25 protein-coding genes are annotated in these 21,900 nt (G+C 45.6%); 3 read left to right on the top strand and 22 right to left on the bottom strand.

Translation table 11 applies throughout. The features are described 5' to 3' along the window. The first annotated feature begins 11 nt into the window (after positions 1-11). Positions 12-782, top strand: a complete 771-nt coding sequence (fnr, locus tag ICN36_RS06210; protein ID WP_216227493.1) for a fumarate/nitrate reduction transcriptional regulator Fnr — start codon at positions 12-14, stop codon at positions 780-782. Here fnr and ICN36_RS06205 read toward each other — a convergent pair. The 10 genes from ICN36_RS06205 to ICN36_RS06160 form a co-directional block, all read right to left on the bottom strand. After that, positions 779-1,039 carry a hypothetical protein gene (locus ICN36_RS06205; protein ID WP_216227492.1) on the bottom strand — a complete coding sequence of 87 codons (261 nt, stop codon included), beginning with the start codon at positions 1,037-1,039 and terminating at the stop codon, positions 779-781. The two genes, fnr and ICN36_RS06205, sit on opposite strands and share 4 nt — an antisense overlap. Then, complete coding sequence (locus ICN36_RS06200; protein WP_216227491.1) at positions 1,036-1,251, bottom strand: FixH family protein; 216 nt, start codon at positions 1,249-1,251, stop codon at positions 1,036-1,038. Before ICN36_RS06200 ends, ICN36_RS06205 begins: the two co-directional genes overlap by 4 nt. A gap of 24 nt (positions 1,252-1,275) precedes the next feature. Further along, positions 1,276-2,733, bottom strand: coding sequence for a cytochrome c oxidase accessory protein CcoG (ccoG, locus tag ICN36_RS06195; RefSeq protein ID WP_216227490.1), 1,458 nt, complete (start codon positions 2,731-2,733; stop codon positions 1,276-1,278). 19 nt (positions 2,734-2,752) lie between these two features. After that, a complete protein-coding gene (gene ccoP / locus ICN36_RS06190; protein WP_216227489.1) occupies positions 2,753-3,679 on the bottom strand; it encodes a cytochrome-c oxidase, cbb3-type subunit III in 927 nt (308 codons plus the stop codon). Further along, a complete protein-coding gene (locus tag ICN36_RS06185) occupies positions 3,676-3,843 on the bottom strand; it encodes a CcoQ/FixQ family Cbb3-type cytochrome c oxidase assembly chaperone (protein ID WP_216862047.1) in 168 nt (55 codons plus the stop codon). The genes ccoP and ICN36_RS06185 overlap by 4 nt, the downstream gene beginning before the upstream one ends. Before the next feature lie 19 nt (positions 3,844-3,862). After that, positions 3,863-4,510: a cytochrome-c oxidase, cbb3-type subunit II gene (gene ccoO / locus ICN36_RS06180; protein WP_216227488.1), complete on the bottom strand. Its 648-nt coding sequence runs from the start codon at positions 4,508-4,510 to the stop codon at positions 3,863-3,865. A 10-nt stretch (positions 4,511-4,520) separates the two neighbouring features. Beyond that, on the bottom strand, positions 4,521-5,963 hold the full coding sequence (ccoN, locus tag ICN36_RS06175; RefSeq protein WP_216227487.1) for a cytochrome-c oxidase, cbb3-type subunit I: 1,443 nt from the start codon (positions 5,961-5,963) through the stop codon (positions 4,521-4,523). 189 nt (positions 5,964-6,152) lie between these two features. Further along, entirely contained in the window at positions 6,153-6,308 is a 156-nt protein-coding gene (gene ccoS, locus ICN36_RS06170; RefSeq protein ID WP_216227486.1) for a cbb3-type cytochrome oxidase assembly protein CcoS, read from the bottom strand. Positions 6,309-6,317: 9 nt separating this feature from the next. Then, on the bottom strand, positions 6,318-8,750 hold the full coding sequence (locus ICN36_RS06165) for a heavy metal translocating P-type ATPase (protein WP_216227485.1): 2,433 nt from the start codon (positions 8,748-8,750) through the stop codon (positions 6,318-6,320). 17 nt (positions 8,751-8,767) lie between these two features. Continuing rightward, positions 8,768-9,970 carry an MFS transporter gene (locus tag ICN36_RS06160; protein WP_255531263.1) on the bottom strand — a complete coding sequence of 401 codons (1,203 nt, stop codon included), beginning with the start codon at positions 9,968-9,970 and terminating at the stop codon, positions 8,768-8,770. Positions 9,971-10,089: 119 nt separating this feature from the next. On the opposite strand from ICN36_RS06160, the gene ICN36_RS06155 reads away from it, so the two are divergent. Then, positions 10,090-11,073, top strand: a complete 984-nt coding sequence (locus ICN36_RS06155; protein WP_216227483.1) for a tripartite tricarboxylate transporter substrate binding protein — start codon at positions 10,090-10,092, stop codon at positions 11,071-11,073. Between the two features lie 11 nt (positions 11,074-11,084). Here ICN36_RS06155 and ICN36_RS06150 read toward each other — a convergent pair whose 3' ends face one another. Genes ICN36_RS06150 through ICN36_RS06140 form a run of 3 tightly spaced genes read right to left on the bottom strand, consistent with a single transcriptional unit; the run spans position 11,085 to position 14,149 of the window. Then, a complete protein-coding gene (locus ICN36_RS06150) occupies positions 11,085-11,840 on the bottom strand; it encodes a 2OG-Fe dioxygenase family protein (protein WP_216227482.1) in 756 nt (251 codons plus the stop codon). A gap of 32 nt (positions 11,841-11,872) precedes the next feature. After that, complete coding sequence (locus ICN36_RS06145) at positions 11,873-12,838, bottom strand: tripartite tricarboxylate transporter substrate binding protein (RefSeq protein WP_216227481.1); 966 nt, start codon at positions 12,836-12,838, stop codon at positions 11,873-11,875. 9 nt (positions 12,839-12,847) lie between these two features. After that, entirely contained in the window at positions 12,848-14,149 is a 1,302-nt protein-coding gene (locus ICN36_RS06140; RefSeq protein WP_216227480.1) for a TAXI family TRAP transporter solute-binding subunit, read from the bottom strand. Between the two features lie 115 nt (positions 14,150-14,264). On the opposite strand from ICN36_RS06140, the gene ICN36_RS06135 reads away from it, so the two are divergent. Further along, positions 14,265-15,026, top strand: coding sequence for an SDR family oxidoreductase (locus tag ICN36_RS06135; protein ID WP_216227479.1), 762 nt, complete (start codon positions 14,265-14,267; stop codon positions 15,024-15,026). A 3-nt stretch (positions 15,027-15,029) separates the two neighbouring features. Here the strand turns inward: ICN36_RS06135 and ccmI are convergent, their stop codons facing one another. Genes ccmI through ccmA form a run of 9 tightly spaced genes read right to left on the bottom strand, consistent with a single transcriptional unit; the run spans position 15,030 to position 21,876 of the window. After that, a complete protein-coding gene (ccmI, locus tag ICN36_RS06130) occupies positions 15,030-16,253 on the bottom strand; it encodes a c-type cytochrome biogenesis protein CcmI (RefSeq protein WP_216227478.1) in 1,224 nt (407 codons plus the stop codon). Next, the gene (locus tag ICN36_RS06125) at positions 16,250-16,720 is read right to left on the bottom strand and encodes a cytochrome c-type biogenesis protein (protein ID WP_216227477.1); all 471 of its coding nucleotides are present in this window, start codon (positions 16,718-16,720) and stop codon (positions 16,250-16,252) included. Before ICN36_RS06125 ends, ccmI begins: the two co-directional genes overlap by 4 nt. Then, positions 16,717-17,247: a DsbE family thiol:disulfide interchange protein gene (locus ICN36_RS06120; RefSeq protein ID WP_216227476.1), complete on the bottom strand. Its 531-nt coding sequence runs from the start codon at positions 17,245-17,247 to the stop codon at positions 16,717-16,719. Before ICN36_RS06120 ends, ICN36_RS06125 begins: the two co-directional genes overlap by 4 nt. Beyond that, positions 17,244-19,163 (bottom strand): heme lyase CcmF/NrfE family subunit, encoded by a 1,920-nt coding sequence (locus ICN36_RS06115; RefSeq protein WP_216227475.1) that lies wholly within the window; start codon positions 19,161-19,163, stop codon positions 17,244-17,246. Before ICN36_RS06115 ends, ICN36_RS06120 begins: the two co-directional genes overlap by 4 nt. After that, the gene (ccmE, locus tag ICN36_RS06110) at positions 19,160-19,594 is read right to left on the bottom strand and encodes a cytochrome c maturation protein CcmE (RefSeq protein WP_216227474.1); all 435 of its coding nucleotides are present in this window, start codon (positions 19,592-19,594) and stop codon (positions 19,160-19,162) included. The genes ICN36_RS06115 and ccmE overlap by 4 nt, the downstream gene beginning before the upstream one ends. After that, positions 19,591-19,779, bottom strand: a complete 189-nt coding sequence (gene ccmD, locus ICN36_RS06105; protein ID WP_216227473.1) for a heme exporter protein CcmD — start codon at positions 19,777-19,779, stop codon at positions 19,591-19,593. Before ccmD ends, ccmE begins: the two co-directional genes overlap by 4 nt. Continuing rightward, positions 19,779-20,549 carry a heme ABC transporter permease CcmC gene (ccmC, locus tag ICN36_RS06100; RefSeq protein ID WP_216227472.1) on the bottom strand — a complete coding sequence of 257 codons (771 nt, stop codon included), beginning with the start codon at positions 20,547-20,549 and terminating at the stop codon, positions 19,779-19,781. The genes ccmD and ccmC overlap by 1 nt, the downstream gene beginning before the upstream one ends. Further along, entirely contained in the window at positions 20,546-21,211 is a 666-nt protein-coding gene (gene ccmB, locus ICN36_RS06095) for a heme exporter protein CcmB (protein ID WP_216227471.1), read from the bottom strand. The genes ccmC and ccmB overlap by 4 nt, the downstream gene beginning before the upstream one ends. Continuing rightward, positions 21,208-21,876, bottom strand: a complete 669-nt coding sequence (gene ccmA / locus ICN36_RS06090; protein WP_255531262.1) for a cytochrome c biogenesis heme-transporting ATPase CcmA — start codon at positions 21,874-21,876, stop codon at positions 21,208-21,210. The genes ccmB and ccmA overlap by 4 nt, the downstream gene beginning before the upstream one ends. Positions 21,877-21,900 lie beyond the last annotated feature (24 nt).

Here is a 21,900-nt window from a genome sequence, read left to right as displayed (position 1 = left end):
CCCAATCAAATATGAATTACAAACCTACCGATAGTCCAGCCAGCAAATGCTCAGTCTGCGTACTGGGTCAATTTTGCTTACCAGTAGGCCTCAATAGCACTGAAGTTTCAAAAATTGATACCTTAGTAAAAGAGCGAGTTCACCTACAAAAAGGGGAAAGCCTCTATCGTCATGGTGACCCACTTACCTCTGTCTATAGCGTTCGCTTTGGCACCCTCAAAACAGAATTTAGTCTTCAAGACGGTCGACAACAAGTCATCGGCTTTCATATTCCTGGTGAGATTTTAGGTCTTGATGGCATCGGTGAAGGTCACTATCAATCCGATGCAATCGCCCTTGAAGAAAGTGAAGTTTGCATCATTCGCTACGAAGCCTTTGAAGACTTGGCGCGCCAGATTCCAGCCCTACAAAATCAATTTCATAAAATCATGAGTCGAGAATTGACTCAAGATCAGCGTCACCTACTTTCTCTTGGCACAATGCGCGCAGAAGAAAGATTGGCAGTATTTCTATTGAGTCTCTCACAACGCTTAGCAGCGCGTGGCTATCTCAATAATGAATTTGATTTACGTATGAGCCGTAATGATATTGGCAGCTATCTCGGTATTCAAATTGAAACCGTCAGTCGCATGCTGTCACGCTTCGCCGAGTCAGGCCTCATTCAAATTAAGCAACGCCATATCAAACTCATTGATATGGATGGTCTATATGAACTCGCTGGAGTTCCGAATCCAGATAGAGCGGTCTGCGTCAGCGCTGACATCCCTGTAAAGCACGCTTAAATTAAGCCGCGATCGATTTCATTACTATCAGGCGCTTCAATACCCGGCAGGATATAAGCGGTAAGTGCGCTGGATGCTGCACAAAAAATCCAAATCACAAAGAATCCAATAGTGTAGATACCTTCATCGGAAATCTCTGGATGATGTCCAAAGAATAAAAGATCCTGTGGGTTTATTACGGTAAACAAAAGACCTTCTGCCATGCCGGCCACCAAGAAGGATGGCCACAAAATCCAAATGAGCAGGCGGAACTTCATTTTTTTGCCTGCCCATCTGCTTGCACGTCTTGAAGCTGCTCTACCTTTAAGCCCTGCTTGACTACACCTTCGCGTAAAGGTTTATCAGCGTATAAATTTACCGCCAGGTAAATGGTGATGATGCAACCAATCACGGCAACCGCAGGACCACTGATTAATAACCACGGCCATAACTGCTTAAACCAGGGTTTAGTAGTTTGCTCTTCTCTCATATGCTTTCTCTCCATTGTTTTAGCTTAACGGGGAATAATAAAAGTGGATTTTTCATCGCGAGTTCTAATATTAATTTCATCACCAGATAATTCTTGAGCAATCACATCAAAGTGAATCGGGTAATTTCCAGATTCATTTTTACCAATGGTAGTGCTGACCTTAATTGGTAGCAACTGGTTACTTGCTGGCGCAACTTCAATTTCTTGAATTTCTCTGCCTTGTGAGTTCAAAACACTCAAATCATCCAAGCCTACAGCTTTTATCCGAACCTTCATTGGATGCTCGGAGGCATTCATAATCTGAATACGATAAATATTCTCAATGCGGACGCCCTCAACCTCACGAGCTAAAGCACCACGATCACGCATCACATCAACCCTTAATGGATTGCGCGTTGCCAAGGAAACGAGAAATGCTGAGGTCAAAACCGTAATAAAGGCTGTGTAAATTAATACGCGCGGACGCAGGATATGACGAATCGCACTTTGATTGGATTCTTTATCTTCGATTGCACGCTCAGTCGTATAACGAATCAAGCCCTTGGGATAATTCACCTTCTCCATGACCTGATTGCAAGCATCAATACAAGCACCGCAACCAATACACATATATTGCAGGCCATCACGAATATCGATACCGGTAGGACAGACCTGTACGCAAATACTGCAATCAACACAATCGCCCAAGCCCAAGGAATTATGGTCGGCAGACTTGCTGCGACTACCTCTAGGCTCACCACGCACTTTATCGTAAGTTACCAAGAAGGTATCTTTATCGACCATTACACTTTGGAAACGTGCGTATGGGCACATATATTTGCAAACCTGCTCACGCATAAAACCAGCGTTACCCCAAGTAGCAAAGCTATAAAAGCACAGCCAAAAAATTTGCCATGGCCCAAGCGAAAGATGGATTAGTGATGCGCCCAAAGTTTCGATTGGGGTGAAATAACCAATAAAGGTAAAGCCAGTCCAGAAGGCGATTAATAGCCAGAGGAAATGCTTAGTAATCTTTAAACGCCATTTACGAAAACCCCAAGGCCACTCCTCACCATCTAAGCGAATTCGTGCGAATCTATCCCCTTCAACCTTGCGCTCGATCCACATGAAGATCTCGGTATAGACCGTTTGCGGGCAGGCATAACCGCAAAATAAACGGCCAGCCACTGCTGTAAATAGAAATAAGGCTAACGCGGAGAGAATTAATAAGAGCGTGAGATAAATCACGTCTTGTGGCCAAAGCACGAGACCAAAGATATAGAACTTACGCTGAATTAAGTCAAAGAGAACTGCTTGACGGTTATTCCAGCTTAACCAAGGCAAGCCATAAAATAGCAATTGCGTTGCAAAGACCAATATGAAGCGCCAACGAGCAAAGAGCCCTGATACAGAACGAGGGTAAATCTTTCGCCGGACCTCGTAAAGAGACTCCTCAATAACTTCTATTGGAACAGGCTTTCCACCCGGCGAAATATCTGACACTAGTTACTTAGCTTACTTCTTACTTAGCAGCTGCAGGTTGTTTATTGTTAGATAAACCCCATACATATGCAGTTAACAACTGAATTTTCTCAGGACTTAATACCTTATCTTGAGCAGGCATCATTGCCATACGACCTTTAGTAATAGTCTCAACAATGGTTGCTTCTGAACTACCATATAGCCAAGTTTTATCAGTCAAATTCGGTGCACCTAAAGCAATGTTGCCTTTGCCGTCAGCACCATGACAAGCTACGCAGTTTGCTTTAAATACTTCTGCCCCACGAGCCGATTTTTGTTCGTCATTTGGCAAGCTAGAAAGGCTACGAACATAATTAGCAACATCCACAATTTGCTTATTATCCAATTGCGGGAAAGGAGGCATTACACCGCCACGGCCATTAACAATCGATGCCTTGATATTTTCTGGTGAACCGCCATAGAGCCAGTCACCATCAGTCAGATTTGGGAAGCCTTTAGCACCACCAGCGTCAGAGCCATGGCACTGTGCGCAAGAATTCAAGAAGAGACGCTGGCCCATTTCACGTGCTTTTGGGTCGGCAGCAACTTGCTCAATATCCATCTTGACGTACTTAGCATAGACAGGCTTTAACTCATCATTTGCATTTGTCATGGACTGCATCAAAGCACCGTCAGTGCTGTAGCCTAAGATGCCAGGATAGGATCCTAGACCTGGATACAGAACCAGATAAACCAAAGCAAAGATGCATGAGAGTAAGAACATCCACATCCACCAACGTGGCAATGGGTTATTCAGTTCACGCAAATCATCATCCCATACGTGACCAGTGTCTGCTACTTCACCATCTGGCTTGAGCTTAACTTTAACTTTGAGTTGAGAAAATAGTAGCCAGATGCACCAAAAGATACCGACTAATGTTACTAAGGCGATATAGGCACTCCAACCAGCACCAAGAAAGTCACTCATGATTTATCCTTACTGAATTCATCGGGAAGATCGAACGGAAGTTCGGCGGACTCTTGATTAGCAGGCTGTCTTTTTGCAGACCAAGCCCACCAAACGATTCCTATAAAAAATACCAAGCCAAGCACGGTAGAAATTGCTGAGAGATAAGGGGCAATATTTTGCATAGTTCTCTGTCACTAAGGATTACTTAGCAACCACCTCATCCACAATAATGTATCTACGATTTACACCAAGACCCTGTAGATAAGCAATCAGCGCGTCTTCTTCAGTTTTGCCTTCCAACTCTTTAGGTGCATTTACGATTTGCTCGTCAGAGTAAGGAATGCCTAAGCGACGCATTGCTGTCATATGCGAGGAAATCGTATCTGCAGCAGCAGGCGTTTGCAAATATGGATAAGCAGGCATATTGGACTCAGGCACCACATCACGCGGATTGCGTAAATGGATGCGATGCCAATCATCGGAATAGCGACCGCCTACACGAGCCAAATCAGGACCTGTGCGCTTACTACCCCATAAAAATGGATGGTCATATACAGACTCACCAGCTAAAGAGTAAGGACCGTAACGCTCTACTTCAGAGCGTAGAGTACGAATCTGCTGCGAATGGCAACCCATACAACCCTCGCGCTGATAGATATCGCGACCAGCTAAACGCAAAGCTGAATAAGGCTCAACACCTGGACTTGGTTCAGTAGTTGAGTGTTGGAAAAACAAAGGCACGATCTGCACCAAGCCGGCAATCGAGATTGCAGCAATAGTAGCAATGATCAACCAACCAACATTACGCTCAAGCGTTTCGTGGGAGAAAAATCGACGTTGTTCTGACATGTTCTTATCCTTAATGAGCTGCTACAGACGCTTGTGGAATTACGGCGTCAATGAATTTTTTACCGATCACTGTTTTGTAGACGTTGTAAGCCATTACAAACATGCCGCTTAAGTAGCACAGGCCGCCTATCAAACGAATGACATAGAATGGATAAGTTGCTTTAACAGACTCAACAAAGCTGTAAGTCAAGGTACCGTCTGGCTCAAATGCTCTCCACATCAAACCTTGCATTACTCCAGCAATCCACATGGCAGCGATGTAAATCACCACGCCGATCGTTGCAATCCAAAAATGCAATTCGATTAACTTTGTGCTGTACATATCTCTTTGACCAACCAAGCGTGGAATGAGGTAATACAAGGAGCCAATGGTGATCATGGCTACCCAACCTAAAGCGCCGGAGTGAACGTGACCAATAGTCCAGTCAGTGTAGTGAGACAAGCTGTTCACTGTCTTGATAGACATCATCGAACCTTCGAAGGTAGACATACCGTAGAAGGACAATGCCACTACCAAGAATTTCAAGATTGGATCACGACGTAATTTGTACCAAGCGCCAGATAAAGTCATGATGCCGTTGATCATGCCGCCCCATGATGGCGCCAACAGGATTAATGAGAAAACCATTCCTAAGGACTGTGTCCAGTCTGGCAATGAAGTGTGTTGCAAGTGGTGAGGACCTGCCCACATATAAGTAAAGTTCAAAGCCCAGAAGTGGACGATAGACAAACGATATGAATAAATTGGGCGCTCAGCTTGCTTTGGAATGAAGTAGTACATCATGCCCAAGAAGCTGGTTGTCAAGAAGAAGCCTACTGCATTATGACCATACCACCACTGAATCATCGCGTCTTGAGCACCAGAATAAGCCGAGTAAGACTTGAAGAGACTTGCTGGCATTTCCATATTGTTAACAATGTGCAATACAGCAATCGTCAGGATGTAAGCACCAAAGAACCAGTTAGAAACGTAAATATGTTTAGTCTTGCGCTTGATCACGGTGCCAAAGAACACAACGGCATAAGCGACCCAAACAACCGTAATTAATAAGTCGATTGGCCACTCAAGTTCAGCGTACTCTTTAGAAGTAGTAATTCCTAATGGCAATGTGATAGCAGCAGAAACAATCACTGCCTGCCAACCCCAAAAGGTAAATGCTGCTAACTTGTCACAAAAGAGTCGTACCTGACAGGTGCGTTGCACGATGTAATAGGACGTTGCGAACAGTGCAGAGCCACCAAAAGCAAAAATCACCGCGTTGGTGTGCAGTGGACGCAAACGACCATAGCTTAACCAAGGAATATTAAAAGTGATTTCAGGCCAGATGAGCTGAGCTGCGAGGATAACCCCCACGAGCATGCCAACAATTCCCCAAAGCACAGTAACGATGGCAAATTGGCTGACAACCTTGTAATTGAAGGTATCTTGATTACTCCCCACGGTAAGTCCCATGGTTTCTCCTTTTTTGTGACCAAACAGCGACATAATCCAAATAGACTGAATTGATTATCAAAGTAAGGCTATCAGGGGGTTTTGATCTATATCAAAAAGGTTGGGGCATATTCAGACTGGCCCCGAAGATAATGCCCAGAATTCATGAGCCATTGTTTTATATGGCTATTTTAGTTAGCTGTTACTAACTTATTTGGATTCCGGGGTATCGTCATCCATCAAAATGGCATGGCCAGGACCATCTAAATCATCAAATTGCCCACTCTTAATGGACCAACGCAAAATCCATACCAAGATGCCGACTAGAACTAGCGACAGAGGGATGAGGAGAAATAGACTTTCCATTCCTATAGTCTAAGCTTTTCGCAAACGCCAGGCATTTAAAGTCACAGCAAGGGAAGAAAGCGACATACCAATTCCAGCAACCCAGGGATTGACTAAACCCATCATTGCAGCAGGAATGGCTAGTAAGTTATACGCTAAGGCCCACCATAAATTTTCTTTAATGATGGTTTGTGTTTTATCGGCCAGCTGCAAAGTTTTAGCTAGAGACTCTAATGAAATGGCAGTCAGAATGGCATCCGCTCCTGCTGCAGCTAAAGGCGCACCTGCACCAACCGCGATAGAAACATCGGCACGTGCAAGAAAAGGTGCATCGTTCACACCATCGCCAATGGCCCAGACAAAATGATTTTCTTTTTGTAGACGCTCGATGTAATCATATTTATCTTCAGGTATAAACCCGCCTTGATAATGCTCAATACCAACCTGCTTAGCCCACCATGCAACGGTAGCGCGATCATCACCCGAAACCAAATGCACTGCAATGTTTCTGGACTTCACTACTTTTAAAAACTGTTCTAGTCCTGGTCTTGGTGTGTCTAAAAAAATAAAACTGGCTATCAAGCCTCGCGCATCCGCTAAATGCACTTGACCGAATTGACCTAGTTGGGTGCTCTGCCCTACCCCAATCCACAAAGCACTTCCTAGGCGATAGGCACCCGAACTCAAACCTTTGCCTAGCTGATTAATCACTGGCTCTTGCAAAAAGGGTAATGAAATGTTTTCAACTTCCGCAGCGCGCAACAAAGAAAGTGCAAGTGGATGCCTTTGCCCAGCCTCTAAAGCAGCAGCTAAAGCCAGAGCATCTTCACGACGATAGCCCACGCGTAAATTAATGATTTCTTGTAATTCTGGTTGACCCATCGTTAAGGTGCCTGTTTTATCCAGCACTAAATCAGTTGCCTTTACCAAACCCTCCATCACATGTCCGCGTACGATGAGTAAGCCTAATTTAGTTACCGCACCTTGTGCTGCAGCCATGGCAGTAGGCACTGCAAGTGATAAAGCACAAGGACAACTAGCAACCAAAACGGAGACTAAAACAGTCCATGCACGGCTGGGGTCAAAGTACAACCAAATAGCTGAGGAAGCAAATGCCCCAAACAATAAGAAAGCAACAAAGTATGCAGTCCACTTTTCTGCAAGACTAATCATCACCGGCTTAGCCAGTAATGCTTGATCCAACAATGAAGCAATACCCGCAATGCGCGTAGACTGCCCAACCGCCTCGATTCTCATGAATAATGGATTAAGAATGTTATGGGTTCCAGCGTATACGCGATCCCCAATCTTTTTCTCAACAGGCTTGGACTCGCCAGTCAACAAAGATTCATCTAAGGCGCTAGGGTTCTCAATCAAAACGCCATCCGCAGGCAAAACTTCACCAGGGGAAACACGCAGCACCTCACCAGGATTGCAATTAACAACAGGGACAACTTCAATCTCTAGGGAGGTCGGGTAATGCAATGCACGCTCACACGTTGCAGGCAATTGCTTTGCTAGAGCCTCTGCTCCACCCTGCGCATCTTGTCTTGCTAACAATTCGACGTATCTTGCTCCTAAGATAAATGCAACAAACATCGTGATGGAATCAAAATAGCTATGGCCTGCGCCAGCAACTAAATTAATTGTGCCCGCAGTAAATGCCAGAGCAAGAGCCAATGCGATTGGAACATCCATACCCAACATATGGGTTTGTTTGAATGATTGCACGCTACGCCAAGCCGCTTGGAATATTGGTCCTGCCGAATACACCATTACTGGCACCGTTAAGGCCCAGCTCGTCCACCCCAAAAGGACCTCAAATTCAGGAGTGATATCAGCACCAACATAAGTCGGCCATGCGTACATCATGACCTGCATCATGCCTAGTATCGCTACACCAAGCCGTAGAAGAAGGCTACGTCGTTCCTTTTTTGCCCTATCCAAAGATTGAGAGGGCTCAAAAGGCCAAGCTTCATAGCCAATGCGCTCAATTTCAAAAAGTAATCTTGCTAAGCTCGTTTTATCCGGTGAAAAACGTACCATCACTTTTTGCGTGACGTAATTGATTTGCACGTCCTGGACACCTGGATTGCGACGCAAATGTTGCTCACATAACCATACGCATGCAGCACAGCGGATTTTTTCTAGGCGCAGTGTTGTCTCAAGACCTCCCGCCTCACCAAAGGAGCGAGTAAAGCGACCCCGTAATGATGGATCATCATAAGGCCTGAGTTTTTCAGGAATGTCATTGCTAGCGAGATAAGCAGCAGGCTTGTCACCGGACTGAGAACGCCTGGCATAAAAAACTTCTAAGCCTTCGCCATGAATGGTTTGTGCAACCGCCATACAACCTGGACAACAAAATGCTCTGGGTACTCCACCCAATTCGGCCTCGATTAATTCGCCCGGAAGAATCTGGCTCGAGCAGTGATAGCAAATCAAGGAAGGTTTCTGATTCATTTGATTCATCTAATGGCTCATGGGCGCACTGAACTGCCCCAGCCCCTGCGACGCTCGTAAATCACAAATAGGACCCCCCACATGACTACAGCAACGTACGCCCATACCCAAGCAAGCTGTGAAGCGCGAGAGCCAGAGATATCCAAAACGAAACCAAAAATAGCCGGGCCCAATAAGCCACCACCAAAACCCATCAAGGAGTGCAGACCCATAGCAGCTCCCTTGATATTTTCTTGTGCACTAATTACCAAGCCTGCTGTGAGCGTTGAGGAATCTGCCATGATGAAAATAGCGTGACCAATAGCTAGGGCAACAATTAACCACCACGACTGGCCTGTAGAACATGCAAATGCTATACCCAAAACAGCACTAGTCAGCATCACAAAACATACCCATTTTTGACGACCGATTCTTAAGGCAATTTCGTTCCCCATTATGGAAGCGGGCACGCCAAAGAAGTTAATCACGCCCGCCAAGGTAGTGGCTGTCAAAAAGAATACTTCTCCAGAGGCAATTGCACAAAAAGCAAAGAAAGCAACAATCCAACTTCTAGAGGCAAATAGCTCTAGCGTATGAGCGGTATACCCAAAAATATAGCCAGATGCATTCTTGTCTTGCAAAACCAATTTCCATTTATCTACAGGAAAAACATCGTGCAAGCGAATTTGAATGGGGCCCTTCCATTTCTCATGCTGCAGGGCTGGAATTAATAGCAAGACAATTAGAAATGCGATAAATGGACCTAAGGCAATGAGGCCAAATACATAGTGCCAACCAAGCGCATTCAGAATCCATCCTGAGCACAAATACGAAAAGCCAGTACCAATACCAAAGAAGGCGGTATAAAAAGCGATGTGACGCGTTAACTCACCAGACTGAATCCGATCTGACAAAATTTTGAGGCCGGGCATATAGGTGCCGGCAAGTCCAGCACCATTTAAAGCCATAAAAATTAGTGCAGTCCAAAAGTTATAAGCCAATAAGCCCATGCCTAAAAGCCCACAAGCAGCAGTGATGCCGCCTACTAAATAGACCTTACGAGCATCAACCCGATCAGTTAATGCTGTTGCCAGAGGGACGGCAAGCATATAGCCAAAGAAAAAGGCACTAGCAATTAAACCGGACAGCAAATTACTGAGGCGCCACTCATCTTGCAAAGTGGTTAATACGACGGCGTAGCAAGCAAAGCCCAATAAAGCACAGGTTTGTGCCATAAGCATAAGAGGGGTATAACCTGCTGAACGAAAGCGCATAAATAGTCAGTAGAAACGTGAACTCATTCTACTCGCCCAGAACAAAAGAGACCCGTTACACTACTAAAAAATAAGATGGAAACAGCATGAACAGTCAAATATTTACCTGCGGCCTACTGAAGATCGGTATCAGTCTATTTATCGGCTTTATAAGTCCACTAGCTATTGCTGATAACTACCCTTCAAAACCCATCAAAGCGATTGTCCCTTTTGCCCCTGGTAGCACTACAGATCAAATTGGCCGCGCTTTTGCTGCAAAAATGTCTGAGACATTAGGTCAGCCCGTCGTTATTGAAAATCGACCTGGAGCAAATGGACTCATTGGCGCAGATTTTGTGGCCAAAGCACCCGCAGATGGATACACGATATTGTTTGGCACCAACAGCACCAATGCAGCCCTGAAAAGTCTGGTCAAAAATCTACCCTACAACCAAGATACTGCATTTACCCCCATTGGCTACTTTGGGTCAGCTCCACTTATTGTTGCCGTCAACAATGATGTGCCCGTAAAGTCACTCAATGGATTTGTATCGCTAGCTAAAGCCAATCCAGGAAAAATGACTTTTGCTTATGCAAGTACATCGCAACGTGTTTCTTCAGAAATGTTAGCGAGCTTTGCTGGTATCAAAATGACTGGGGTATCGTACAAGAGTGGCCCTAATGCAATGACTGATTTAATAGGTGGTCAAGTCAATATGTTTACATCTGACTTTGGAGTCTCTTTACCGCAAGTGCAAGCGGGAAAGATCCGCGGCCTAGCAGTTACTTCATTGAAGCGCTCTCCAGCGATTCCTGAATTGCCTACGGTGAATGAGGCGCTTGGCACTAAAGGCTATGAGCTGATTGCCTTCTTTGCAGCATTTGGGCCGGCAGGTATGCCAAAGGATGCCATTCTCAAACTCAATCAAGCCATTAATAATGCCGCCAAATCAAAAGATCTCGTCGAGAGACTTTCCGCAAATGGTTTTGAAACTCAGCCCGGCACACCTGAGGCGCTCGGACAAAAAATTAAGCTAGAAACTGCGAAGTGGGCAAAGGCTATTATAGAAGCTGGCATGGAGCCAGAGTAAACCCAAAGGGATTATTGCTGACTGCGATTCGGAGAGTCTTGAAAACCGTTAGAGCGGTATGTAAGAACTAGGGTATCTCGATAGCCATAATTTGCTATAGGCTGTATGGGCGTAGATTCATGAATCATGCGTTGATCATTCATCAACAATACAGACCAGGGTTGAGACAGTGTAAAGCGCAAGCCTGCAGAACCAGAGGTATCAAATATTCTTGTCTCGCCACCTTTAATGCCTGAACGATCCAGTAAAAAGACTGCTACAAAATCAACGCCATCACGATGCGCACCCTCGGGTGTTGGACGTCCGATTCCATCAGTAGTGTCAATCCGAAATTGATGCGCCTCAACAAACCAGGTATTTACCGGCTTGAGGCCATTGAGGATATGAGCAAGCCCAAGTAATACAGCTTGCCAGGCCGGATTGTTTAACAACTCACCTTGAATAGGCTCAAACCAGCGCTCGATACCACCATGCAATGCGTTGTAATCAAGCGACTGCCAATGCGCACGGTGGGGAACTAAGGCAAGGTCATTACCTTTAATCTGATAACTAGCATGACGACGAAAACGATAGCGTCCACCATCCTTCAAATAGGGGTCACGCGGTAAATTTTCCCAAAACTGTGTGAGACTTTGAAGACTAGCTAATGAAACATGACTAAATTCAGCAACTGTCTCAGCAGACACCACTGCAAAGCCGTCATTACGCAAAGCCTGATCAATCTGCTTTAAAGGGGTTAACGTGGGGGCAAGGCCAGCAATTGTCATGTATCTATTTTAGGTCAAGCGGCAGGATTTGGTTAATCTAACTGAGCGCCAGATGCTTTCACGATTTTTGCCCACTTTACCAACTCATCTCTAAGTAAAGTACCTAACTTAGCGGTCGGTACGGAGGCAAGATCTAAGCCCTGTGCAGTTAGCTTTTCACGCACCTCCGATTTAGACATAGTCTTATCCATTGCCATCTGAATTTTCTTAACAACATCTGCACTTACGCCGTTAGGTGCGAACATCGCCACCCATACCTCACCCACACAATCAGGATAAGTTTCTGCAATAGTCGGAATGTCTGGAGCAGCACTTGATCGCTTTGCAGAACTAATTGCAATTGCTTGTAACTTACCCGCTTTGATGTAATTCAATGCAGATGGCAAACTTGCAAATGCCAAAGGTACTTGTCCACCCAGTACATCATTGATAGCTGGAGCCACTCCTTTATAAGGAACATGCTGCATCTCGATATCAGCGCTAGCATTGAGCATGGCGCCCAATAAATGACTAATAGTGCCGTTGCCAGCAGAGGCATAGGATAGCTCGCCGGGTTTTCTCTTAGCGGCAGCTATAACGTCAGCCAATGTTTTGTATGGTGACCCTGGCGGTGATACCAATACATACGGAGTAGCGCCAATGTAATACAAAGGCACAAAATCATTGACCGGATCAAATCCAGGATTTTTATAAAGAGAGGGATTAATAGCTTGCGCGCTATTAATAGTAAGTAATAGGGTGTAGCCGTCTTTAGCCGAGCGAGCAACGCTTTGAGTTCCAATATTACCGCCAGCGCCAGGTCTATTTTCAACCACAATTGAGGTGCCAAGAGATTCCCCAAATGCAGGCGCAATCAAACGCGCAACGATATCGTTAGTACCGCCCGCTGCCTGAGGAACAACCATCGAAATCGGCTTGCTGGGATAACCTTGCGCCTGGACGCCCAAGGAAATTGCAACACCCAGCCCTAGCAACACTTTTTGAATTGTTATGTACATCTAAACCTCTTAGTGAACTAAGTTCAAGCGTACACGCACTTCACCCACATGGCCCTTAAGGTCATATAACTCTTTGGCATCCAACATGGATACCTTCATATTGCCAACACGTCTTTCAATATCCTCAAGGTCCTTGAAATTCTTTTCTTTTAGAGCTGGATTTTGAGCATTTCTCTCAATGACTTTGAGCTCTTCATACACTTGAGCCAGCTTCAAGCGTAATAAGAAATTTTTGGTCGTTGGAATGTAAGTAAATAATGGAATCAAAATTACTAATAATGGAATAACAATCTTAACAAAGCGACCAGCCCAAACCGCAGTCCAGAACGGCAAATGACGATGCAAGAATGAAGGCCCATCTTTTAAGTAAATCTCCGCATCCACATGCAAAGGGAAATCTAAACCAGAACCAGAGGGGAACTCGCCCACTTTTTGTAAGCGAGAATACGACTTCAAGATATCGTACGAAGCACCAAGCAAGAGTGAGACCAATGCTGGACTTACATTGTCATGCGCCACCAAAGTAGCAGTAGCGGCCATTACCTGAATATCCTGGCGCGGCTGGTCATGCTGAATGCTCAACAACCCTCTAGGTACCATGACTTTGGATAAGTAAGGAAGATTGCGGGTATATGCATCTGCTTGATCAAAGCTCATCAAACGAATCCCTGGAACAGAGTAAAACTTTCTCAGAATAGGTGCTTCTGCTGCCGCCACAATAAATACAGCATCTAACTCACCATTACTTAACTTCGCTATGGCTTGATCAGGGCTTAACTTCTGCGTATTAAATTCTTTTTCAGAAATACCGCTAGCCTGCAAGATATCCTTTGTTAGCGCTAAAGTACCACTCCCCTCATTACCTATTGAGACATTCTTGCCTTTTAGCTGACTCAATATCTTCAGTTGACCGCCTTCGGATTTAAAAGCGCCTTCACGATACCAAACCCAAATTGGTTCATAAAACATTCCCGCTATAGATACCAGCTTAGGATATTCGCTGAGATTGGCAACACCGCCTTGCACCATCGCAAAATCAACTCCAGATTTTGGATCGTTTAAGAGGCGCAGGTTATCTAATGTTCCACCAGTTGAGCGAACCTTAAGATCCACACCTTCGCCAGATACCTCCGCCTTAAGCCGCTCTCCAAACTGGTAATACAGGCCAGTAGGAAAGCCTGTGGCCATTTCAATAGATTTTGGTGGCGGTGGAACCAATATCCACAGCACACCAAAAAGGATGATGAGCAGCACAAAAAAGGTCGCCGCTAGAGCCAGGGGGTTATAAATTTGCCTTCTAATTAAATTCATTAAAGCCTCTTATGTTTTTTGCATTATGCCCCGACCATGGCATTAGGAAAAGGTTTCAAAACCGATCATCTAAATAGAGATAAGATGAGGCTTTTTAGAGGCCCCAAAGACCATTATGAACTCAGCAAAAACCAAGGCAGCCCTAGTCACTGGCGCAGGAACTGGCATTGGCAAGGCAGCAGCCAAAGCCCTTCTTAAAGGCGGTTATCAAGTGGTTCTGACCGGGCGTAATCTAGATAAATTAGAAAAGGCAATCGCTGATATCGGCGGCAATCAAAATAACTGTCTTGCCGTATCTTGCGACGTTGGCAAGCCTAATGAAGTCAAAAATCTATTTGCAGCTCTTCGTAATAAGTTTGGCCGTATTGACGTCCTCTTTAATAATGCCGGAATGGGTGCCCCAGCCATTCCCATGGAAGACTTAAGTTATGAGCAATGGATGAATGTGGTGAATGCTAATCTGTGTGGAGCATTCTTATGCTCACAAGAAGCGATTCGCATGATGAAAGCCCAATCTCCTCAAGGAGGCAGAATTATCAACAACGGCTCGATTTCCGCACATGCACCGCGCCCTATGTCAGCACCCTATACCGCTACAAAACATGCTATCAGCGGCTTGACTAAAACCATTGCATTAGATGGACGAGCATTCAATATTGCTTGCGGTCAAATCGACATCGGCAATGCTGCTACAGAGATGACCGAACGCATGGCTGCCGGAATTATGCAGGCCGATCAATCCATTAAGGTAGAGCCACGTATGGATGTTGATCATGTTGGAGAAGCCGTGCTGCACATGGCTCAGCTCCCACTGGAAAGCAATATTCTCTCGATGACTATTATGGCAACCAATATGCCATTTGTCGGCAGGGGCTAAGCTTTACTGGCGGACTTGATCCACTAGCAGCCGGACATTATTTGCGCCAACTTTAATTGTTTGCGCTGAGGAGATCAGATCTCCAACTTCTGGCTTAGCCATGCCTGTCTTTGAAATACGCACTTCAATGCTTGCCTCTGTTAACTGTGAGAGAGGCGCACTAGGATTCATGGCCAAGGCATCGTTCAAGGTAAAACTCATCGGAAAATCAGTTGCAGGCACTCTTAAGACTGCAACTGGCATACGTTCACCCGGCTTACGAGCAATCACCATCACAATATCGCCAGACTTCATTTTGGATCTGAGGTTTGCTGATATTTCAATCTTGCCACTGATTTCTTTTCCAGGAGATGCAATTGGTTTTGAGGTAGGAGTAGGAGCAACAGCGGTAGTTGCTAGGCCACCCTTAGAGCGAGCCTCAGAAATCGATCCTTGAATAGCACGCGCTTCATCAGTATCAGGCGGTATTTGTTTTGCTAGCTTCTCCCAAGTCTGAATGGCTGCCTTGTAATTGTTAGCGTTGTAAGCAGCAGTTCCAGAAAGCCAGAGCGCCAGTAAGTTATTAGGATCTAGCTTGAGGGCTTGATTAATCAACTGCAAGGGCTTACCAGCGAAACTGCCGTCTGCATTTGCAGCCAATACATCTGCGTAGTCTGCCAGTAACTGCGGATCTGAATCGATAAAGCTACCTGCACGCGCATAAGCCTTAGCAGCATCTTCATTGCGCCCTAAGATGCGATAGGAGCGAGCCAACATCGCCCAGCCCTTCAAATTTGTAGGATCCTTTTCCATCTTGACGGCAAACTCGGCCACCATTTTTTCAACACCCTCTTGCGTGACCGGCTGCTCAGAATTTCTTTGGGCTATACGAACCACATCACCTAAAGAAAAGTAGAGCACCGATGAAACTAGCACGATAAAAATGCAGAGTCCAATAGTGGTTTTCTTGGTTGAGCCAGCAACTTCTTGATCATCTTCTTCGATCGTGTCTTGAAAGAGCCTTTGACGCATTTCTGCATGGGCAATTTCATAATCAACCGAGTTAATTACGCCAGATTGATGTTCTGCCTCTAATTTATCTAATTCCTCGCGGTAAATAGTGGCGTTCATCTGACGACGTGAAGTTGCCTTGCGCTTTGCAGGAAATATAAAAGGTCGCAGTAGCAACACCAGCACCAATATCAGAAGCAGAAAAGCAGGAATCAAGAAGCTAGTCACTAAATTCATCCTTCTTTCTTATTGGCCGCATTGAGCATGTCATCAATCTTCCGATTGTCAGCATCAGTCAGAGCGACAGTAGGCACGCTAGTGTTTCTGCGGCGCAGGTACATCAATAGGCCAGCAATACCGATAGCCAAAATTACAAATGGGCCAATCCAGAGCAGCCATGTCACTGGTTTAACTGGGGGGCGATAGAGTACAAAATCACCGTAGCGCTCAACCATAAAGTTACGAATTTGATCGTCGCTCTTACCCTCTTTAATTAAGGTGCGGATTTCACGACGCAAATCATTGGCCAAATCAGAGCGCGAACCAGCCAAAGATTCATTCTGGCAAACCAAACAGCGCATTTCTTCAGAAATACTAATCAAACGCTGCTCTGTCAAGGGGTCATCCGCTAGTGGCGCCGCTTCATTAGCAATGGCGCTACCCAGACTGAATACACAAATAGCAATTAAGAAAATCTTTTTCATGATTTCTTAAGCTCGGTCAACATGGGATAAATTTTCTGATTCAATAAGTCCATGGTTAGAGGGCCAATATACTTAAAGCGAATCACGCCCGCCTTATCAATAATGTAAGTCTCTGGTACGCCATAGACACCATAGTCAATACCAACACGACCATTACCATCAAAAGCAGAGAGGGCATATGGATTACCTTGTTTAGCTAACATCGCCATGGCATCTTCACGCCTGTCTTTATAGTCCAAACCAATCACTGGCGCCATTTGAGATTTAGCCAGCTCCACTAAAACAGGATGCTCTTCACGGCATGCCACACACCAAGATGCCCAAACATTCAGAATCCATACTTGACCCTTCATGCTAGCCGGTGAAAATATTTTATTGGGCTCAGCCAATTGAGCAATCTCAAATGCTGGCGCTGCTTTATTAATTAAAGGAGAGGGAACTTCATGTGGATCGCGATTTAATCCAATAGCTAAAAAGACTACCAAACCAATAAATAGTACGAGTGGAATTAAAAACTTAGCCTTCATGCGAACTTGCTCTTTAACTTCATGCGATAACGCTTATCGGACATGGCCAATACACCGCCCAAAGCCATCAGCAAACAACCGCCCCAAATCCAGTCAACAAAAGGCTTGTAATAAACGCGTACTGCCCAGGATTGATCCCCCAGCTCTTCTCCCAGAGACACATAAATGTCACGGGTGAGGCCTGCGTCAATCGCTGCCTCTGTCATTGGCATCGTCGATGAAAAGTAACTTCTCTTCTCAGGATAAAGACTGATCTGACTACTGCCATTTTTCGACAACACGAATGTACCGCGTATTGCTTGGTAGTTTGGACCACGAGCTGCATTGATACCCTGCAGCTCAATTTGATAACCACCAACCGTTACGGTATCGCCCGCTGACATACGCACATCTTTTTCTTCTTGGTAAGCACCGACCATCGTGACGCCAATGACAAAAACCGCAATACCTAAGTGCGCAACTTGCATGCCAATAAAAGAGCGTGTGGGCTTACCGGCTTTAGCTTGGCGAACAATTTGCATGCAGCCAGAAGCAATAACCCAGAAAGCGAGCATGAAACCGATGCCTGCCAGCCAGGTAAATTGCCCCATGATCAGAGGAATAGAGATGCCCGCGATCAAAGCAACTAGACCAGCAAGCCATAAACGTTTAATGATGGAGAGTAAATTGCTTTGCTTCCAACTCGACCAAGGACCAATGCCCATCAATACCAATAACGGAACCATGATGGGTACGAATACGCTATTGAAATAAGGAGGGCCGACAGAAATCTTACCGAGATGTAAAGCATCAATCAGCAATGGATATAGGGTTCCCAACAATACAGATCCTGCAGAAACTACCAAGAAGACATTGCCGAGCAAGATAAATGTTTCTCTAGAGCTTAAATTAAATTTGCCACCCATCGTGCTCTTAGGCGCACGCCATGCGTACAACACTAAAGATGATCCAACCACTAGCGACAAGAAGATTAAAATAAAAATACCGCGTCGTGGGTCAGTTGCAAATGCATGAACTGAAGTTAATACTCCAGAGCGTACTAAGAAGGTACCCAACAACGACAACGAGAACGCAGTAATCGCCAAGAGTACGGTCCAACTCTTAAAGCCGCCACGCTTTTCAGTAACCGCCAAAGAATGCAATAAGGCGGTGCCTACGAGCCAAGGAATAAATGAAGCATTCTCAACAGGGTCCCAGAACCACCAGCCGCCCCAACCTAATTCGTAATAGGCCCACCATGAACCAAGAGCAATACCCAGAGTCAGAAAAACCCATGCGGCAGTAGTCCAAGGACGTGACCAGCGCGCCCATGCAGCATCTAACCTACCCGAAAGTAAAGACGCAATCGCAAATGCAAAGGCCACTGAGAAACCCACATAACCCATATAGAGCATTGGCGGATGAAATACCAAACCTGGATCTTGTAGGAGTGGATTCAAGGAGCGGCCATCTTGAGCAGCAGGTAATAAACGCTCAAAAGGATTTGAGGTTGTTAAAACAAACAATAACAAGCCACTGGTGACTAGGCCCAAGACGCCAATGACACGCGCCACCATGAAGTCATCTAATGCATTAGAGAGTTGCGCCACCAAAATAGTCCAGGTAGTCAGCAAGAAGATCCACAACAATAGTGAGCCTTCATGGCCACCCCATACCGCACCCAATCGATAGATGATCGGCAGTTGCGAATTGGAGTGCTCAGCAACATAGAGCACAGAGAAATCGTTGACGTAAAAACTCCAAGCCAGTATTCCAAAGGCAATCGCCAAGAGCAGGAAAACGGTTTGTGCAGCAGGTCGCGCCAGAACCAACCAGTCACGGCGGCCAAAGTGCGCACCTAACAAAGGTAAAACCCCTTGAATGAGTGCAATACAAAGCGCCAGGACTAATGCGTAATGCCCAAACTCAGGAATCATTTATTACTTCCATTTTTTTGAGCTTGCTCTAAAGCATGTTTGGCCTCGGGCGGCATGTAATTCTCATCATGCTTAGCCAGTACCTCGCTGGCAATAAATTCACCATTGGCATTCATGCGACCTTGAATGACTGCGCCCTTACCTTCTTTAAATAAATCAGGCAGGATGCCGGTATATGCAACCGGAATATCTTTAACGAGATCTGTAATCACAAAGTGCACTGTTAGTCCATCACGTTTTAATGAACCGTCTTTGACCATGCCACCAATTCGGAAGGCCTGTCCCTGGGGAGCTTTACCAGCCATAACCTCACTTGGGGTGACGTATAAAGCAATATTGCTGTTAAGCGCATTCAAGATTAAAAGCGCAGCTACTCCAATAGCAACGAGTGCAGCAACAATGATCAATGCGCGTTTATGTCTGGGCTTCACTTACTAATCTCTTTATCAAACTGCTCTGCTAATTGCTCTTGCTTTAACCTGCGTACGATTGCATTGAAACGAGCACGCACAGATAGGGGCTCAAATATCAACACTAGCGCACAAACACCAAAACTGCTCCATACATACAAGGCGTAGCCGCCCATAGCAAAAAACTCAGAAGGGCTATTCCACATCAGCTTTTCACCTCAATTGATTGTCTCACCCAATCGGCATGGGCTTCACGCTCCAAAATGATTGCCCTCACTCGCATTAAGGTGACTGCAATGGTATACATCCAGAGACACAAAGCCATCAAAAGCATTCCCCACAGCATGGTTTGAGCCATGGCCGGGGCTTTGGTTAAGGAGACAGATGCGCCCTGATGCAAGGTATTCCACCACTTCACAGAAAAATAAATAATGGGTACGTTGACTACCCCTACCAAAGCCAAAATAGCACTAGCCTTATCGGCACGACGCGGATCATCGATAGACGCTCGCAAGGCAATAAATCCCAGATACAGAAACAAGAGAATCAACTCTGAGGTTAGACGGGCATCCCAAACCCACCAAGCGCCCCACATCGGCTTACCCCAAAAAGCACCCGTCCATAAAGACAGAAATGCCATCCAGGCGCCTATTGGGGCAAGTGCCTGCGCCATCATGGCAGACAAGCGGGTATTAAAGACTAAGCCTAGACCTGCCCATGCAGCCATCACTAAATAGATGAACATCGACATCCACGAGGCGGGCACATGGATAAAAATGATTCGATAACCCTGTCCCTGAACAGCATCCACCGGGGCAACAAAAAAACTGACCCACAAACCAGCAGCGCCAAATAAAAAAGTCAGAACCCAAAAGAATGGGATGAGCTTACCCGCTACCGGATAAAAGGTACCAGGGCTTGATAACTTAAACCAGTTAACTAAGCGGTGATTAGAAAAATTATTTGTCTGACTCATTCAATCGCAATCTTGACAGCGGCGCTACTTACCCAAGGAACAAATGCTAAAGCCAAAATCAATAACGCGCCTAGCAATGAAAAATGGCCTGATGTATCTAGGCCCACACTATTTGCATAAACAGCGCCGGCACCAAAAATAAGTACGGGAATATATAAAGGCAAAATCAATAAGCTTAATAAGACACCGCCACCCCTTACTCCCAAGGTCAATGCAGCGCCTATTGAGCCCAGCAAGGATAGCACTGGGGTACCTAGCAATAGAGTTCCCATCAGCACATATAAGGAGCTGGCATCTAGATCAAACTGAATGCCAATAATCGGGGCCAAGAGCACAAGCGGTAAACCACACACAATCCAGTGGGCAATAATTTTTCCGGTCACTAGCAAAACCATAGGCTGGGGTGATAAAGCAAGCTGTTCTAAAGCGCCATCTTGATAATCTGCTGCAAACATACGCTGCAGGCCCAACAAGGTCGACAACAGGGCCGCGACCCATAGAACGCCAGGGGCAATTTTGCGTAGTAACGCCGTATCCGCACCAATACCCAATGGAAACAGGCTCGTCACCACCACAAAAAAGAATAGTGCTGTGAGAACCTCACTTTTACGGCGCATAACCAAGAGTAAATCTCGGCGGATAATTGCTAACAGGGCATTCATAGGTCAAGCACCCTCACACGAGGAAGACCCACTTCTTGATGGCTAGTGAATACCACTAACCCACCCTGCTCTACATGCTCGCTAATTAATCCTTGTAATGCCTGCATCGCATGAATATCGAGTGCATTGAATGGCTCATCTAGGATCCACAGCTTAGCTTGACGTGTCAGCATGCGAGCCATTAAGACACGACGCTTCTGTCCTGCCGATAAACAATTGACCGGCAAATATTCACGTCCGCGCAAACCAAAACGCCAAAGAGCAGATAACGCTTTTTCATCCGAGAGCTCAACACCATCTAGAGCTGCATACAGTTGCAAATTTTCTAGCGCCGTAAGATCTTCTTTAAGAGCATCTCGATGCCCCAGAAATAAAAGCGCGCGATGATAGGAAGCGATGCCTTTAGAGATTGATTGACCGCCCCACAGAATTTCACCGGCCTCTGGCTTAGATAAACCCGTCAACAGCCTTAATAGACTCGTTTTTCCAACACCGTTCTCACCGCGAACATGCAGACACTCACCATCTGAGACCGTTAAATTCAGATTCTGAAATAACGTTCTTTCGCCCCGAACACAGCAAAGAGCGCGAGCTTGGAGCATTAGATGTGGCTTGCTGGAGGAGAAGGAGGTATCGGCTGTCATGTAGGCAATGGCTTGATTCAAACCACCCCAGACATTGTCCAAGAG

Source organism: Polynucleobacter sp. UK-Gri1-W3, assembly GCF_018881595.1.
Taxonomy (GTDB): domain Bacteria; phylum Pseudomonadota; class Gammaproteobacteria; order Burkholderiales; family Burkholderiaceae; genus Polynucleobacter.
The sequence above is the reverse complement of the archived record's forward strand: the minus strand, read 5'-3'. Positions and strand labels throughout refer to the sequence as shown.